This is a genomic window from Bradyrhizobium shewense (genome assembly GCF_900094605.1).
GTDB classification, from domain to species: Bacteria; Pseudomonadota; Alphaproteobacteria; order Rhizobiales; family Xanthobacteraceae; genus Bradyrhizobium; species Bradyrhizobium shewense.
This window is the reverse complement of the sequence record NZ_FMAI01000009.1, coordinates 13,426-26,764: the sequence shown is the minus strand read 5'-3', so window position 1 is coordinate 26,764 and position 13,339 is coordinate 13,426. Positions and strand designations below refer to the sequence as shown.

General features: G+C 66.2%; 12 protein-coding genes. 7 read left to right on the top strand and 5 right to left on the bottom strand.

What is annotated here, in order from left to right:
- Positions 1 to 14 precede the first annotated feature (14 nt).
- Complete coding sequence (locus tag GA0061098_RS18445) at positions 15 to 1,097, bottom strand: lysylphosphatidylglycerol synthase transmembrane domain-containing protein (protein ID WP_091958914.1); 1,083 nt, start codon at positions 1,095 to 1,097, stop codon at positions 15 to 17.
- A 429-nt stretch (positions 1,098 to 1,526) separates the two neighbouring features.
- On the opposite strand from GA0061098_RS18445, the gene GA0061098_RS18440 reads away from it, so the two are divergent.
- From GA0061098_RS18440 to GA0061098_RS18430, 3 genes are all read left to right on the top strand, one after another.
- Positions 1,527 to 2,033, top strand: a complete 507-nt coding sequence (locus GA0061098_RS18440) for a YciE/YciF ferroxidase family protein (protein WP_091958911.1) — start codon at positions 1,527 to 1,529, stop codon at positions 2,031 to 2,033.
- A gap of 336 nt (positions 2,034 to 2,369) precedes the next feature.
- Entirely contained in the window at positions 2,370 to 3,779 is a 1,410-nt protein-coding gene (locus tag GA0061098_RS18435; protein WP_091958908.1) for an MFS transporter, read from the top strand.
- Positions 3,780 to 3,891: 112 nt separating this feature from the next.
- The gene (locus tag GA0061098_RS18430) at positions 3,892 to 6,291 is read left to right on the top strand and encodes an EAL domain-containing protein (protein WP_091958905.1); all 2,400 of its coding nucleotides are present in this window, start codon (positions 3,892 to 3,894) and stop codon (positions 6,289 to 6,291) included.
- 23 nt (positions 6,292 to 6,314) lie between these two features.
- On the opposite strand, the gene GA0061098_RS18425 is transcribed toward GA0061098_RS18430, so the two are convergent.
- Positions 6,315 to 6,788, bottom strand: coding sequence for a hypothetical protein (locus GA0061098_RS18425; protein WP_091958902.1), 474 nt, complete (start codon positions 6,786 to 6,788; stop codon positions 6,315 to 6,317).
- Between the two features lie 93 nt (positions 6,789 to 6,881).
- Between GA0061098_RS18425 and GA0061098_RS18420 the strand changes: the two genes are divergently transcribed.
- On the top strand, positions 6,882 to 7,469 hold the full coding sequence (locus GA0061098_RS18420) for a hypothetical protein (protein WP_091958898.1): 588 nt from the start codon (positions 6,882 to 6,884) through the stop codon (positions 7,467 to 7,469).
- An 8-nt stretch (positions 7,470 to 7,477) separates the two neighbouring features.
- Here GA0061098_RS18420 and GA0061098_RS18415 read toward each other — a convergent pair whose 3' ends face one another.
- On the bottom strand, positions 7,478 to 8,821 hold the full coding sequence (locus GA0061098_RS18415; protein ID WP_091958895.1) for an aminotransferase-like domain-containing protein: 1,344 nt from the start codon (positions 8,819 to 8,821) through the stop codon (positions 7,478 to 7,480).
- A gap of 187 nt (positions 8,822 to 9,008) precedes the next feature.
- Here GA0061098_RS18415 and GA0061098_RS18410 point away from each other — a divergent pair, with 187 nt between their 5' ends.
- A complete protein-coding gene (locus GA0061098_RS18410) occupies positions 9,009 to 9,245 on the top strand; it encodes a DUF1127 domain-containing protein (protein ID WP_091958892.1) in 237 nt (78 codons plus the stop codon).
- 858 nt (positions 9,246 to 10,103) lie between these two features.
- Here the strand turns inward: GA0061098_RS18410 and GA0061098_RS18395 are convergent.
- On the bottom strand, positions 10,104 to 10,529 hold the full coding sequence (locus GA0061098_RS18395) for a universal stress protein (RefSeq protein WP_026201824.1): 426 nt from the start codon (positions 10,527 to 10,529) through the stop codon (positions 10,104 to 10,106).
- A 47-nt stretch (positions 10,530 to 10,576) separates the two neighbouring features.
- The gene (locus GA0061098_RS18390) at positions 10,577 to 11,113 is read right to left on the bottom strand and encodes a SixA phosphatase family protein (RefSeq protein WP_091958889.1); all 537 of its coding nucleotides are present in this window, start codon (positions 11,111 to 11,113) and stop codon (positions 10,577 to 10,579) included.
- A 91-nt stretch (positions 11,114 to 11,204) separates the two neighbouring features.
- Between GA0061098_RS18390 and GA0061098_RS18385 the strand changes: the two genes are divergently transcribed.
- Positions 11,205 to 12,674 (top strand): NAD(P)/FAD-dependent oxidoreductase, encoded by a 1,470-nt coding sequence (locus tag GA0061098_RS18385; RefSeq protein ID WP_091958886.1) that lies wholly within the window; start codon positions 11,205 to 11,207, stop codon positions 12,672 to 12,674.
- Between the two features lie 84 nt (positions 12,675 to 12,758).
- The gene (gene msrB, locus GA0061098_RS18380) at positions 12,759 to 13,271 is read left to right on the top strand and encodes a peptide-methionine (R)-S-oxide reductase MsrB (protein ID WP_091958883.1); all 513 of its coding nucleotides are present in this window, start codon (positions 12,759 to 12,761) and stop codon (positions 13,269 to 13,271) included.
- The last annotated feature ends 68 nt before the right edge of the window (positions 13,272 to 13,339 follow it).

The window sequence follows — 13,339 nt, the reverse complement described above, 5'->3', positions numbered from 1 at the left end:
GTCCAGATCGCGGCCTACCGCTTGTTGGCCTGCCGCAGTATCCGCTCGCGCTCCATCGGCGTCACCTGCTTGGGCAGATTGGCCTGCGCGCAAGCCTCCGCCAGCCGCCGCCGCTCCTGCCAGGGCTCGACCACGTTCATCCAGAGCTCGCGCGTGCCCATGATCGAGATGGCAAGGCCGAACGGGATCACGAAATAGAGAAGGCGGAACACCAGCAGCGTCGCCAGGAGCTGCTCGCGGCCGAATTCGGGCAGTGCCAGCAACATGGCGGCATCGAACACGCCGATCGAGCCGGGGGCATGGCTGGCAAAGCCGAGCAGCGTCGCCAGGATGAACACCACGGCCAGCGACATGAAGTCGATCGGCGGATTGGCCGGCATCAGCAGGTACATCGCCGTGGCGCAGAAGCCGAGATCGACCACCCCGATCAGGATCTGGACCAGCGTTAGCGGCGCCGACGGCAGCACCACCTTCCAGCCCTTCTGGCCGAGCTCGCGCCGCTTCTCGCCCATGCAGAGCCAGACCAGATAGGCGCCGATCGAGGCGAGGCCGCCGAGCGCGATCAGCCGGTTGATCGAGGAGGGGAGCTGGTCCATCGAGGACGCCGCATCCGGATGGATCGCCATGCCGATCGAGAGCACGAAGATGTTACCGAGCCAGAAGGTCAGGCCCGACAGGAAGCAGATCTTGGCGACGTCGATCGCGTTCAGCCCGTAGTCCGAATAGATCCGGAAGCGGATCGCGCCGCCGGTGAAGACCGTGGCGCCGATGTTGTGGCCGATCGAATAGGACGTGAAGCTGGAGAGCGCCGCAATGCGGTACGGCACATGCTTCTTGCCGATCGTTCGCAGTGCAAAAAAATCGTAGAAGGTCAGCGTACAGAACGCAAAGAACACGCAGATCGCCGCCAGCCCGATGCTCCCGCGCGGAATCTCGGTTAACGCAGTCAGGATGACCCCGGTATCGATGCCCTTGAGGGTCCGCACCAGCGAGGTGATCGCGAAGGCGATAATGAACACGCTCGCGGCTACTCCGAGCCGTCGCCAGCCGATCCATCTCGTGAAGCCGCGTTTCAGCGCGGGCAGCAGTCCGTGCATTCATCCTCCCGGCGGGGGGCAAGACCGACCAGGCCAGACATTGGCCAGTCGGGTACGATCACGGCCAAAAGCAGGCATCGATCGCTGGGCATGATCCAGCTCATTTAAGGCAAAAACACCGGCTTGTGCAGCCCTTGACAACAATAGGTTCTGCGCCGGACCGGTCACTTTTGTCATACGCGGTTCACATCGGCGGCGCGTTAAGCATATGAGTCGTGAAACCGGCTCGGCCCCGCGCGTTTCGTAATGCCGACATGATTTCAGATGCCGGCGCCGTCCGCATTGTTCCAGCGCAAGCCATCCGGTCTTTTTGGAACGTCGATGCCACGTGCTCGTTGGGCCCCATCAGCAACCGAACATGGCGGAATAAGCGGCTTTTCGTGCAAGCCGCGGCCTTCGTGTTCCACAAAACCGAAAGAGGATGGAACGATGGGACTGTTCACAAAAGACATCAAAACCATGAACGATCTGTTCGTGCACCAGCTCCAGGACATCTATTACGCCGAGCAGCAGCTGACCAAGGCGCTGCCGAAGATGGCCAGTAAGGCCACCGATCCGCAGCTGAAGCAGGGCTTTTTGACGCACCTCGAGGAAACCAAGCAGCACGTCGCGCGGCTCGAAGAGGTGTTCAAGATGCACGGCGTCCCCGTGAAGGCGGTCGACTGTCCGGCGATCGACGGCATCATCGAGGAGGCTGACGAGACCGCCGGCGAGGTCGCCGACAAGGCGGTGCTCGATGCCGCCCTGATCAACGCGGCGCAGGCCGCCGAACATTACGAGATCGTACGCTACGGCAGCCTGATCGCCTGGGCCAAGCAGCTCGGCCGCAACGACTGCGCCACCGTGCTCGCCAAGACGCTGGAGGAGGAGAAGGCGACCGACAAGAAGCTGACCACACTCGCCGAGAGCAAGGTGAATCTGCGCGCGGCGAGCTGACGCAACTCTGCTCTTCCTTTGGGAGCGATTTCGCCGATGGCCATCCTTCGAGACGCCCGCCGTTGGCGGGCCCTCAGGATGAGGACCGCGTGCGGCACTCGTTTCAACGAGCACCGAGGCTGCTTAGCCTCATCCTGAGGAGACCGCGAAGCGGTCGTCTCGAAGGACGAGGCGCGCGGTCAGGACGTGCAAAGCGCCATATGCGATTGCCCTGCCCGCAAGGGGAGAGGGTCAAGTGCACCACGCCAAATCGCCGCATCCATTCTTCGGTCATTATCGAAACATGCTGGCGCGCCGATCGCCTATATTCCGCATGGGGCTGCAACCGAGGGCAGCATGCGAGCGAGCACCATCAAATTTGAAACTTCACACGCCGCCGCCGGCGCGTCGCGTGCCGGTTCGCGTCTTGCGACCTCGCTCACGCTCGCCGCGATGAGCCTTGGCTACGGTGTGGTGCAGCTCGACGTCACCATCGTCAACACCGCACTCGATGCGATGGGCAGGACGCTCGGCGGCGGTGTCGCCGAGCTGCAATGGGTGGTCAGCGCCTACACCATCGCGTTTGCCGCCTTCATCCTGACCGCAGGCGCGCTCGGCGACCGCATCGGCGCCAAGCGCGTCTTCATGGCGGGGTTCGCCATCTTCACCGCGGCCTCGCTCGCCTGCGCGCTGTCTCCCAATGCGACCGTGTTGATCGCAGCGCGGCTGGTGCAGGGGCTGGCGGCGGCGATCCTGGTGCCGAATTCGCTCGCGCTGCTCAATCATGCCTATCCGGACGAGCGTGCGCGCGGCCGTGCCGTCGCGGTCTGGGCTGCCGGCGCGAGCCTTGCGCTCACCGCGGGGCCCTTTGTCGGCGGCGCACTGATCACGCTGGTCGGCTGGCGCGCGATCTTCCTGGTCAATCTGCCGATCGGGCTCGCCGGCCTGTGGCTGAGCTGGCGCTACGCCAGCGAAACCACGCGGGCTCGCTCGCGCGAGATCGATCTGCCCGGCCAGCTTGCCGCGATCGGTGCGCTGGGAGCGCTGGCCGGCGCGATCATCGAAGGCGGTGCGCTCGGGTGGAATCATCCCGCCGTGATCGCAGCCTTCGTCGGGGCCGCCACTTTCGCCGCCCTCTTCATATGGCGCGAGAGCCGCGCGGCGCAACCGATGCTGCCGCTGTCGCTGTTCGGCCAGAGGCTGTTCGCGCTGACCTCGCTGGTCGGCCTGCTCGTCAACATCGCGATCTACGGCCTCATCTTCGTGCTCAGCCTGTATTTCCAGCGGATCAACGGGCTGTCGGCGTGGTGGACCGGGCTCGCCTTCGTGCCGATGATGGCGGCGGTGCTGCCGGTCAATCTGCTGGCGCCGCGCCTCGCCGAGCGCATCGGTCCGTGCCCGACCATCGTCGTCGGGGCCAGCGTGTCGGCGCTCGGGTGTCTTGGTCTGCTGTGGATCGAAGCCGATACCAGCTATTGGATGATCTGCGCGCAGATGATCGCGATCAGCGGCGGACTTGGGCTGCTGGTTCCGCCGCTGACCTCGACCTTGCTGGGCAGCGTCGACAAGGCGCGCTCCGGCATCGCGGCGGGCGTCCTGAACGCGACGCGGCAGACCGGCAGCGTCCTCGGCGTCGCGCTGTTCGGTTCGCTGGTGGCCGCCGAGGGGGCGTTCATGGCGGGGCTGCATCTGTCGCTGGTCGTGTCCGCATCCGTCCTGCTGCTCGCTGCCGTCGTGATCGGCCTCGGTGCGCCGGCGCGAGGATGAACAATCCGAGTGAATGGGCACATCTTCCGTTCACCATTGCCGCAACAGGCGCGTAGCCAGTTACCACCTGTCCACCTCTGTTGGTTCAACTGCGGGTCCATAGGGGCCCGCGATGTATCAAGTTCTCTACTGTCTCACCGAAGAGCACGATTGGCGGCTCGTCGCGCTTGGCGGCGCGGTGTGTCTGCTCGCCAGCGCGGCGGCGATCAGCCTGTTTCACCGGGCGCGCGCGACGAACGGTGTCGGACGCCTGGCCTGGCTCGGCCTCGACGCCGCCGTCAGCGGCTGCGGCATCTGGGCGACGCATTTCATCGCGATGCTCGCCTACGGGCCGGGCGGCGCCGGCGCCTACAACATCCCGGTGACGATCCTGTCGTTGATCTTTGCGATCTCCGTGACCTTCGTGGGGCTGAGCATCGCCGTATCGTCCTTGCGGGCGGGGTGGATCGTCCTCGGCGGCGCCATCGTCGGCACCGGGGTCGCGGCGATGCACTACACCGGCATGGCGGCGCTGGAGCTACCGGCGCGCGTGGACTGGATCGGAAGCACGGTCGCAGCCTCGGTGCTGTCAGGAATCGTCTTTGCGGCAGTTGCACTGTTCGTGGCCGCGCGGCGCGACGACCTCTTCCATGCGCTGATGGCGACGGTGCTGCTGACGATCGCCATCGTCGCGCATCATTTCACCGCCATGGGCGCGGTGCTGCTGACACCTGATCCGACGCTCGCGATCGGGGGCCTGTCGATCCCGCCGGCCTCGCTGTCCTTCCTCACGGCCAGCGCCGCGGTAGCGATCATCGCGATCGCGCTCGTGGCTGCGTTGCTCGACCGCCGCGCCAAGGGCGAACTCGGCGCCCAGCAGATGGTGCTGGATACGGCGCTCGAGAACATGTCGCAGGGTCTGTGCATGTTCGATGCCGACGGCAAGATCATGCTGTTCAACGAGCGTTATGCGGCCATGCTTCGTCGCACCGACGTCGCGCTGACCGGCCGCCTGCTGGTCGACGTGCTCAGGGAAGAGCAAGCCAAGGGCCAATGGCAGGGCGATGCGGATCAATTCTTCGCCCGCCTCGTGGCCGACGCGCGCGAGGGGCGCACCACGACCGACATCGTCAGCCGGTTCGGCCGCTCCATCCGGGTCGTCAACCAGCCGATGCAGGGTGGCGGCTGGGTTGCGACCTTCGAGGACATCACCGAATGGCTCGAAGCGCAGGCCAAGATCTCGCACATGGCGCGCCATGACGCGCTGACCAGCCTGCCCAACCGCGTGCTGTTCCACGAGCAGCTCGAGCAGGGACTGCGGCGCACCAGGTCGGGCGATCAGCTCGCGGTGCTTTGTCTCGATCTCGATCACTTCAAGGACATCAACGACTCGCTCGGCCATCCCATCGGCGATGCGCTGCTGAAGGAGGTCGGCCGCAGGCTGACGGCCGCCGTCGGCGAGAGCGACACGGTGGCGCGACTGGGCGGCGACGAGTTCGCCGTGGTCCAGATCGGTCGTTCCGAGGAAACCGCTGCGAGATCGCTCGCCGGCCGCCTCGTCGAGGTCATCTCGGCGCCCTACGAGATCGACGACCATCAGATCGTGATTGGCGTCTCGATCGGCATCTCGCTGTCGCCGCAGGACGGCAGCGATCCGAGCGAACTGTTGAAGAACGCCGACCTCGCCCTCTACCGCGCCAAGGCGGACGGCCGCGGCACCTATCGCTTCTTCGAGACCGGCATGGATGCACGCGCGCAGGCGCGGCGCCTCTTGGAAATGGACCTGCGCGCGGCGGTGCAGCGCGACGAGTTCGAGGCGTATTACCAGCCGATCCGCGACGTCGCCAGCGGCCGCGTCGTCGCCTTCGAGGCGCTGCTGCGCTGGAACCATCCGCAGCGTGGCCTGATCGCACCCATCGACTTCATCCCGCTGGCCGAGGAGACGGGACTGATCGTCCAGCTCGGTGAATTCGTGCTGCGCTCCGCCTGCATCGATGCGGCGACCTGGCCAGATGATGTCGATCTCGCCGTCAATTTGTCGCCGGTGCAGTTCAAGAATCCGAATCTGATCGCATCCGTGATCGCGGCGCTGGCTGCCTCGGGACTCGACGCGCGCCGTCTCGAGCTCGAGATCACCGAATCCGTGCTGCTGCAGAACAGCGAGGCGACGCTGACCACGCTGCATGAGCTGCGCGCCATGGGCGTGCGCATCTCGCTGGACGATTTCGGCACCGGCTATTCGTCGCTGAGCTATCTGCGCAGCTTTCCGTTCGACAAGATCAAGATCGACCGCTCCTTCGTGTCGGAGCTGGCGACGCGCGAGGATTCCATGGCGATCATCCGCGCCGTGACCAGTCTCGGCCGCAGCCTCGGCATCGTCACCACCGCGGAAGGCGTCGAGAACGACGCACAGCTCGAGCTGCTCAGGCGCGAGGGCTGCACCCAGGCGCAGGGCTATCTGTTCAGCAAGCCGCGGCCGGCCTCCGACGTGGCGGTGATGCTCAACCGCCCGCGGCTGCTTGCGTCGGCTTGAGGACCCTATTGTTTGAGCATGATCTATTTGGAAAACCGCTTCGCACTTTTCCGGATCACGCTCCAGCCGCGGCGCAGCGCGAAATGGGCGCCGCAAAATGCCATGACGGCGCCGAGGCACAGCGCGGCGAGCCCGGCCAGCACGCCCGAGACGGTCGGGATCGGACTCGGCGCCGAGGCCACCTGGCCGGCACCCGCGAGCAGCAGCACGCCGACCGCGATCAGGAACTGCCGCATCCGTTGCGGGATCTGGCCGGAGACGGCGCTCTGCATCAACGTCGCCGTGAAATAGCCGCCGGAGAAGCCGACGGTCGCGATCAACCACCACGCGATCGCCGCGCCGGCGGGTATGAACTCATGCGTGTCGGAGCGCCAGAGACCGCCGAGGTCGAGCCCGTAGCGCGCGCCCAGCATGTGCACCGCGAGCGCGAGCAGCACGCCTGATATCACGGCGGCGCCGAGAATCAGGCGGCGCGGAAAAAAGGTCGTCTCAGCCATGCCTCGCTTGTAGGATGGACGAGGGCGATCGCGCAAGCGGATCGCGGGCGGGATGGCGCGGACGGGATTGCGCAGACGGGATTGATTGTCGGGATGCAGGAGTCGGAAGCTGAGACCACGCCGGTCACGAGCTATGCCTACAAGGCGTCGCTGATCGGCTCGGCGCATCGCTTCGAGCTGACGGAGCAGGGGCTGTCCTGGCACATCGGCGGCCGCACCTCGCTGTGGCCTTATGACGAGATCAGCGCGATCCGGCTGTCGTTCCGCCCAGTGTCGATGCAGCAGCACCGCTTTCGCGCCGATGTCACTCACAGCAGCGGCCGCCGCATCGCGATCCTGTCGACGAGCTGGCAGACGGCGGCACTGATGGCGCCGCAGGACAATGGCTTTCGCGCGTTCATCCTCGCGCTGCACGAGCGGATGGCGAAGGCGGGCAGCCGCGCGGTGCTGACGGCGGGGCTCGGCCGCACGGCCTATGCGGCGGTGCTGGCGTTCCTGGCGGTGCTGACGGTGGCGATGGTCGGCCTGTTAATCCGCGCCCTCGTGAGCGGCGAGTTCGCCGGCGCGCTGTTCATCCTCGGCTTTGCCGCGCTGTTCGCCTGGCAGGTCGGCGGCTTCGTGCGGCGCAACCAGCCGCAGAGATACAGCTTCGATCAGGTGCCGAGGGCCTTGCTGCCTTAGACCGATCGCTACTCCGTCGAGTCGAAATCCTCTTCCTTGGTGCCGAGCAGCGAGACGATGGTGCGCAGGCCGGAATCGAGCTGCTCGAAGGTGGGCGGGGCGAGGGCGAGGCGCACCGCGTTCGGTGCATGGCCGTGGGCGATCGCGAAGGTGGAGGAGGGCGTCAGCGCGATGCCGCGCCGGGCCGCGGCCGCGACGAAGGTCTGCGAGCGCCAGTGCGACGGCAGCGTCAGCCAGAGATGGTAGGAGCGCGGATCGGCGGCGTGCTGGTAGCCCGCGAGCAGCCTTGCCGCGGTCTGCTGCCGGCGCACGGCGTCGATGCGCTTCAGCCGTGTCAGCTCGGCGACGGTGCCGTCGGCCATCAGCCGCTGGCCGGCCGCCAGCGCGTGGCCCGAGGCGATCCAGCCGCCGGTGCGGACCGCGCTCATCACGCTTTCGCGCAAATGCGGCGGCGCCACGAGGATGCCGAGCGCAAGGCCCGGCGCGACCTTCTTGGACAGGCTGTCGAGCACGATGCAGCGGTCCGGCCCGAGCGCGGCCAGCGGCGTGTCGTCGGCGAGGAAGCCGTAGACGGCGTCCTCGATGATGGTGAGGTCGAGCTTTTCGGCGACACGCATGATGTCGGCGCGGCGCGTCGCGTTCATGGTGACGCCGAGCGGGTTCTGAATGATGGGCTGCAGATACAGCGCCGACAGATGCGCCTCGCGATGCGCTTTCTGGATCGCGTCGGGCCGTGCGCCGAATTCGTCCATGGGAATCGGGACCAGCGTGATGCCGAGCCGCGCCGCGATGCTCTTGACGTAAGGGTAGGTCAGCGCTTCGACGCCGCAGCGGCCGCCGGTGGGGACGAGCGCCGCGAGCGCGGCCGCGAGCGATTGCTTGCCGTTGGCGGTGAAGACGATCTGCTCGGCCTGCGGCGCGAAATCCTTGCGCGCGAGATAGGCGGCGGCAGCGTTGCGCGCGCTCTTGGTGCCGGTGCTGGTCGAGACGCGCAGCGCGGATTCGAGCGCGTCGACGCGCTCCAGCCCTGCGAGGCTCTTGGCGATCATCGCCCATTGCTGCGGCAATAGCGGATAATTGACCTCGAAATCGATCCGCGCATCGCGCGGCTCGCTCAACGCCTCGACCTCGCGCCTGATGTCGCCGGAGATGAAAGTGCCGCGGCCGACCTCGCCGACGACGAGCCCGCGGCGGAGCAACTCCGTATAAACCCGGCTCGCCGTCGAGACTGCGATGCCGCGGTCATAGGCAAAATTGCGCTGCGGCGGCAGCCGATCGCCGGGCCTTAACGTGCCGTTAGAGATATCCGAGGCAATGGCATCGGCAAGCTTCACGTACTCGAACTTTGACATTATTGCACCGAGAGCAATGTTTTACTTGCTCCGAGAAGTGTACTGGAGCATTTAAGTTCCATCAAGTTCCACGATTGAGCCGAGGAGAGCGAGAGCAATCCGACGGCAAATGAGGTGCAGGCGCCCACAAGCGTCGGCGCCAACGGCACCTGCTTCGCCGCGCGGGACAACAGGCCGGAGAAGAAACATGACCACGATCTCGCAAACTGCCGGGCGGAGCTTACGCCCATCCTCAACGGGCGGATTTTTTGCAACGCTCGCCCAAGGCGCCTATGCGCTGTTCAACCGCCTCGAGCGCCGCTCGGCCGTCAAGACATTGAACGAGCTCGACGACCGCGCCCTGCGCGACATCGGCATCACCCGCGGCCAGATCGAGGACGCCGTCTACGGGCAGGTCAAGGCCGAGCTGACGCGGTATCTGTGAGGCGCTTCTGACGCGCTCGCTCCTTCCGTGTCCCGGACGCGCCGCAACGCTCTTGGCGTTGCGGTGCAGAGCCGGGACCCAGGAAGCCACAGCACGTGCTGCCACATGGGCCCCGGCTCTGCAGCGCACCGCCGAAGAAGCGCTGCGCAGCGTCCGGGGCACGAGACCTTTGTTCAACGAAAGACATAGTTCGTCATCCTCGCGGCGCATCTCGCCCGAGCTTTGCTTCATCTCTTCACCCTCATAATTGAAAGAGGGCGCAGGGAAGACCGGGAGCCCGCCGGCACCCGAGGTCAACTGTGCGAAATTGGAGTAAGAAGCTGCACAGCGGCATACAGGTGTAGCCAGGACATCCCGGCCTTCCCTGCGCAGTGGTTTTACGGCTTATGTCGTGCTCTCCCCGGGGAGCGATGCACCATTGCCCCCGTCGCCTTGCGGATGGCTGATGCGCGGTTGGGCCGCCACATCACCGCAACACTTGACGCACAGACCCCGGGCGTCAGGACCACACGATTTTGCCGTACGCCGATCACACCGGTCGTGTGCGCGAGGTCTTCGCTCACGGCTCTCCGCCCTGCGAAGCTTTTCGCGCCGATGTCACCTGCGTCCACCGCCGCCCGGCCCGCGTTCGTGACGATCGCGATACGCCCCTCTTCCTTGGGCCGGGTTCAGGGGATGAATACGTTATTTCAGAATTTCGGTAGGGTGGGTTAGCCCCGGGCCGCGCGAAGTGCAGCCCCAAGCGTAACCCACCTCTTTGCCGCCGCGGATAATAAAGTGGTGGGTTACGCCGAGCGGTCAGCGCTTCGCGCAGTCCGCACGGCTAACCCACCCTACGAGACCGGGCTATGACGATCCTCAATGCCTCACCACCAGCACCGAGCACTTCGCGTAGCGCACGACGTGGCCGGCGTTTGAGCCGAGGAAATAGGTGCGCATTGCCGGCCGGTGCGAGGTCATCACGATCAGATCGGCCTTCATGTGCACGGCTTCCTCCAGGATCTCGTGATAGATCCCGCCCTGGCGCACCACACTGGAGATGCGGGACGCCTCGATGCCGGATTCGCGTGCGACGATGGCGAGGGCTTCTTCCGAGGTCTGGCGCTGCTGCTCGTCGAAATCGGCCGGCACGTATTCGGCCAGCATCACCGGCGTCATCGGCAGCACGTTGAGCAGGCGCACCTGGCCGCTCCAGGTCTGCGACAGCGTTGCCGCGGTCGCGATCGCCGGCTTGGCGAGGTCGGTGTCGGCGAGGTCGATGGGCACGAGGATGGACTTGAACATCTGCGCCTCCAAATCTTCCAGTCAGCACGTTTTGCCGGCCGTCGCGATCATCCCGATCGAAGCAGCTTGGGGCTGGTGAATCGCACCAGCTTGCCGCGGCGGTAGCCCACGTCACCCCAATCCTTGACGTCAAAGTCGAAGATCGCAAGCCCCGCGGTGGGCAGATTGTCACTGAGCGCCCTGGCGCCATCATGATCGCCGCCGCCCATCAGCATCAAGGCGGCCTCGTGCATGCCGGGATTATGGGCGACCAGCAGCAATTGCTTCGGGTCGGCCGGGGCGGTTGCGGTGCGAATGGACTCCAGGATCTGCGCAGGATCGGCGCCATAGAGTTCCGGCAGAATCTCGACCTGCGGCGTCGGGACGCGGTGCTTCATCGCCTCCCAGGCGATGTCCCAGGTCTGCCGGGCCCGGACGGCGTGCGACACCAGCACGGTCTCGGGGAAGGGCGGATGGGCGGCGATCCAGTCGCCGATCCGGGCGGCATCCTTGTGGCCGCGATCGTCGAGCCGTCGGTCCTGGTCACGGCCGCTCGGCGCGTCGGTCTCGGTTTTGGCGTGACGCAGCAGCATCAAACGGCGCATGGCATTCTCGAATCGTTACGGTCGCGGATAATGTACAGACGCGGGTGAGGACAAGGTGACAAGCGCCCGCTCAGTCCTCTAAGAAAACGGCATGAGCGAGACTTTCACAAGCATGTCCCAGGAAGAAGCCGGCTTTCGCGACCGTGTACGGCTGTCGTTCGATCTCGACGCCGACATCTGCGTCATCGGGGCCGGGCTTGCCGGGCTTTCCATCGCGCTCGAGGCGGCCCGGCTCGGGGCCAGCGTCGCGGTGCTCGAGGGCCGTCATATCGGCTGGAACGCTTCCGGCAACCAGCTCGGCACCGTGCTGCCGGGCTTTGCACTGCCGCTCACCGACCTGATCGAGCGCATCGGCTTCGAGGACGCGCGCGAATTGTGGACGCTGTCGAAGGAGGGCGCCGAGTTCGTCCGCGCCAATGCCACGGAAGAGAACATGCCGGGGATCGCCCCGAGCAACGGGGTGCTCGAGGTCTCCAACGTCGACGCCGGCGACCGACTGATCAGCCGGTTGCAGATGCTGAACGAGGATTTCGACACCGAGGTCGAGGGCTGGCAGGTCGATCGCGTTCGCGAGGTGCTCAAGACCGATCGCTACTTCCACGGCGTGTATTATCCCAAAGCGTTCCAGGTCGACGGCCGCAAATATGTGCACGGCCTCGCGGCGCTGGCGCGGCGGGCAGGCGCCCGCATCTTCGAGGACACGCCGGTCGTCAGCATCGATCATTCCGGCATCCGCAAGCGCATCGTCACGCCCTCGGCGCGTATGCGCGCAACCCACATCGTGCTTGCCGGCAACATCCATCTCGGCGCGCCCTTGCGGCGGCTGTCGGAGACGCTGCTGCCGGTCTGGCGCTATGCCGGCATCACCGCGCCGCTCGGCGAGCGCGTGCACGAGGTCATCGCCTTCAAGGGATCGGTGATGGATTCCGACGGCGTCGACCATTTCCGCATCTTCGACGGTGACCGGCTGATGTGGGAGAGCCCGGAGACCACCTGGGCCGCGCGGCCGCAGCGCTTTGCAGGCAGCATCAGGCGGCGGATCCGCACGACCTTTCCGGAGCTCGGCAATGTCGAGATCAGCGAAATGTTCGGCGGCGCCACCGGCCGGACCGTGCACGGCATGCCGCAGATCGGCCAATTGCGCAAAGGCCTGTGGGTGGCGAGCGGGTTCGGCCGCCAGGGCATGAACATTTCGGCCATGGCCGGGCAGATGATCGCCCGCAGCATCCTGTGGGGCGACGAGAGCTGGAAGCTGTTCTCGCCGTTCGAGCTGGTCTGGGCGGGCGGCGCCACCGGGCGGGTCGCGGGCCAGCTGGTCGGGATCTGGGGCAGGGCGAGTTCCGCCGCCGCGGGTTCGCTCGCCCGCTACCGCGAACGTGCCAGGGTCAAGGACCGGCAGCGCGAGGCGCGTCTGGCCGAAGCCAATCGGGCCGCCGGCACCGGTCCGCGCCGCCCACCGCCCGCCGTCAGGCCGCGGCCGGCCCCGCCGTCGAAACCCGCAGTCCGGGAGGCAGAGCAGGCCGTGGAACCGGCCTCGGAAGATGGCGTCACCTCCCAATAAGTTGAGAGAAATTCCGTCCGCCAGTGTAACGTCGGCCGACAGAGCCCGTATCTCAGGGCGTGGAGCTCCCGCACGGAGAATGAGATGTTTGACCGCCGCATCCTGTTGACGACTGCCGCCGGCCTGTTCGGCCTTGGGGCCTTCCGCTGGCTGAGAGGAACGCCTGCCGAGGCTGGCGAGAAAGCCGCGGAAAAGTTCGAGATCACGAAGACGGAGGCTGAATGGCGCGCCCAGCTCACGCCGCAGCAATATGAGATCCTGCGCAACCACGGCACCGAGCGGCCCGGCTCCAGCCCGTTGCTGAAGGAGCACCGCAAGGGCATCTTCGCCTGCGCCGGCTGCGACCTGCCGCTGTTTGCCTCCGAGACCAAATTCGAAAGCGGCACCGGCTGGCCGAGCTTCTACCAGCCGATCGAGGGCAATGTCGGCAAGACCGAGGACCGCGCCTACGGCATGGTGCGCACCGAGGTGCATTGCCGGCGCTGCGGCGGCCACCTCGGCCACGTCTTCGACGACGGTCCGAAGCCGACCGGATTGCGCTATTGCATCGACGGTTTCGGGCTGGTCTTCCGCCCGGCGGCGGCGTCCGCGACGTAGTGAGTTGAAGTGTCATTCCGGGGCGGTCCGCAGGACCGAACCCGGAATCTCGAACTTCCGGATTCGGT

Coding starts and splice junctions, on each gene's coding strand:
- GA0061098_RS18445 (WP_091958914.1), bottom strand. CDS start 1,097: ATGCACGGACTGCTGCCCGCGCTGAAACGCGGCTTCACGAGATGGATC.
- GA0061098_RS18440 (WP_091958911.1), top strand. CDS start 1,527: ATGGGACTGTTCACAAAAGACATCAAAACCATGAACGATCTGTTCGTG.
- GA0061098_RS18435 (WP_091958908.1), top strand. CDS start 2,370: ATGCGAGCGAGCACCATCAAATTTGAAACTTCACACGCCGCCGCCGGC.
- GA0061098_RS18430 (WP_091958905.1), top strand. CDS start 3,892: ATGTATCAAGTTCTCTACTGTCTCACCGAAGAGCACGATTGGCGGCTC.
- GA0061098_RS18425 (WP_091958902.1), bottom strand. CDS start 6,788: ATGGCTGAGACGACCTTTTTTCCGCGCCGCCTGATTCTCGGCGCCGCC.
- GA0061098_RS18420 (WP_091958898.1), top strand. CDS start 6,882: ATGCAGGAGTCGGAAGCTGAGACCACGCCGGTCACGAGCTATGCCTAC.
- GA0061098_RS18415 (WP_091958895.1), bottom strand. CDS start 8,821: ATGTCAAAGTTCGAGTACGTGAAGCTTGCCGATGCCATTGCCTCGGAT.
- GA0061098_RS18410 (WP_091958892.1), top strand. CDS start 9,009: ATGACCACGATCTCGCAAACTGCCGGGCGGAGCTTACGCCCATCCTCA.
- GA0061098_RS18395 (WP_026201824.1), bottom strand. CDS start 10,529: ATGTTCAAGTCCATCCTCGTGCCCATCGACCTCGCCGACACCGACCTC.
- GA0061098_RS18390 (WP_091958889.1), bottom strand. CDS start 11,113: ATGCGCCGTTTGATGCTGCTGCGTCACGCCAAAACCGAGACCGACGCG.
- GA0061098_RS18385 (WP_091958886.1), top strand. CDS start 11,205: ATGAGCGAGACTTTCACAAGCATGTCCCAGGAAGAAGCCGGCTTTCGC.
- msrB (WP_091958883.1), top strand. CDS start 12,759: ATGTTTGACCGCCGCATCCTGTTGACGACTGCCGCCGGCCTGTTCGGC.